Below are 613 nucleotides of genomic sequence, written 5' to 3' on the forward strand. Positions count from 1 at the left end.
GCGCGTCCTACGGGGGAAGTCCTCGACGGGCGCTAAGCTCGGGGTCGTCTCGTGGCGATGACCACAGGGATGAGGGCCGCGCGATGAAGCTAGTGGACTGGAACGAGGCGCTCCTGCGCGACCTCGGGACGCGAGCGCGCCCGGAGCGTCGTCTCTACCTGTACGTCGACCGTGAGACGCTCGCCGACGTCTCGGGCCTCAGGGAGCAGGACGCGCTCGACGACTTCTGCGGCGCGTTCCGGGCTGCCCGTGGCTCGCGGCCCTTCGGCCTTGGGGCCATTGCTGCGGCGAGGTGGGCCGCTCGGGGGTTTGAAGGTGACGCGCCCTTCGTCGCAGACCTGGCGATGACGGTGCTCGCAGTGACGGAGGAGCCCGACGGAGCGTTGCACGGCGTCTACCCCACGCAGAACAAGCTCCTGGGTCGTGCTGCCGAGGCCGAGGCGCCGCCCGGGTACGGCGACGACGTCCCCGCCATGTGGAGCGTGTGGAACCGGTGGCTCGAGGGCCCGGGACGTCACCTCGGTCAGCCGAGCGCGAGGACTCACAGCGTGTGGACCCTCCAGGGATGGGCACGGAGCCAGGGCCTCGTGCGCCACCGTGACCGGCTGACGAT

At 71.0% G+C, this 613-nt stretch carries 1 protein-coding gene; it reads left to right on the forward strand.

Features of this window, described 5'->3' with window-relative positions; translation table 11 throughout:
• Window positions 1-83: 83 nt before the first annotated feature.
• Window positions 84-613: hypothetical protein (locus tag G3I71_RS45620; RefSeq protein WP_164324830.1), on the forward strand; the 530-nt coding region annotated here is incomplete at its 3' end.

It is taken from the genome of Streptomyces sp. SID12501 (genome assembly GCF_010550245.1).
In the GTDB taxonomy this organism is placed as follows: domain Bacteria; phylum Actinomycetota; class Actinomycetes; order Streptomycetales; family Streptomycetaceae; genus Streptomyces.